Source organism: Rhodococcus sp. 05-2256-B1, from assembly GCF_002258465.1.
Taxonomy (GTDB): Bacteria; Actinomycetota; Actinomycetes; order Mycobacteriales; family Mycobacteriaceae; genus Rhodococcoides; species Rhodococcoides fascians.
Genome location: NZ_NOZA01000008.1, coordinates 1 through 1,235 on the forward strand (window position 1 = coordinate 1; position 1,235 = coordinate 1,235).

Annotated in this window: 1 protein-coding gene; it reads left to right on the top strand. The window is 62.1% G+C overall.

Translation table 11 applies throughout. From position 1 onward, the window contains the following. Positions 1–56: 56 nt before the first annotated feature. A complete protein-coding gene (locus CH285_RS00875) occupies positions 57–1,220 on the top strand; it encodes an IS30 family transposase (protein WP_094642612.1) in 1,164 nt (387 codons plus the stop codon). The last annotated feature ends 15 nt before the right edge of the window (positions 1,221–1,235 follow it).

Sequence of the window (1,235 nt, forward strand, 5' to 3'; positions counted from 1 at the left end):
CTACGGGCGGATTCGAGCGGTGGTTGCAACGTGCCTGATCATTAGGGATGTTTGCGATGGTTCACCCGGGTTTCTCACATCAGGTTCGGATGACGTTCTGGTCACTGCGTAGCAGTGGCGTGACGATCAAGGACGCTGCCCTCGCAGTCGGTATCAGCGAGGGCAGCGGCTGGAACTGGGTGTACGAACGTGGTGGTGTGCGTCCACGCTCGACACCGGAGCCGACGGGCCGTTTCCTCTCACTGGAGGAACGCGAGTTCATCGCCGACGGTGTCCGGGACGGCTGGACGATGACCGCGATCGCGACATGCCTGGGGCGAGCGGTGTCGACGATCAGTCGAGAACTCAAGCGGCACCAGTACTTCCGTGGACAGTACAAGCCACATCAGGCCGAGCGTGATGCCCGAAAGGCAGCCAAACGCCCGAAGAAGGGCAAGCTCGAGCTCACGCCGTTGCTGCGCGATCGGGTGCAAGCGCTGCTCGAGTTGGACTACTCGCCCGAGCAGATCTCGGCGACACTGAGGAAGGAATTTCCTCACTCGCCGGAGATGCATGTGTCGCACGAAACGATCTACCAGACCCTCTACGTTCAGAGCAAAGGTGGCCTGACCAAGGAGCTGACCAGGCATCTTCGGACGGGCCGGCCGGTGCGGCTGGCGCACCGCCGCACCACCGAACGGCGATCGAAAATCCGCGGGATGATCAACATCTCCGAACGGCCCGCCGAGGTCGCCGACCGCAACGTTCCCGGCCATTGGGAGGGTGATCTGATCATCGGCACCAAGGGCGGGTCGGCGATCGGGACACTGGTCGAGCGGACGTCACGGTTGGTGATGCTGCTGCATCTGCCCATCGATCATTCGGCGGCGTCGGTGGCCGAGGCGATGACGAAGAAGATCGCGGAACTGCCTGCGGCACTGATGCGTTCGATCACCTGGGATCAAGGCGGCGAGATGGCCAAGCATGCCGAGATCACCGTCGCCACAGGGGTGCAGATCTACTTCTGTGATCCGCACTCCCCGTGGCAGCGGGGCACCAACGAGAACACCAACGGTCTGCTCCGTCAGTACTTCAAGAAGGGCACCGACTTGTCGGTGCACGGTCCCGAACGGCTCGACGAGGTCGCCGCTCTACTGAACAACCGCCCCAGAAAAACCCTGGGATGGGATACTCCACTCGAGGAGTACAACAAACGACTGCACGTTGCGACGACCACGTGAACCCGTCACGAAGTT

Bases quoted from the DNA above. Each gene is read 5' to 3' on its own strand.
- CH285_RS00875 (WP_094642612.1), top strand. From the start codon at position 57: ATGGTTCACCCGGGTTTCTCACATCAGGTTCGGATGACGTTCTGGTCA.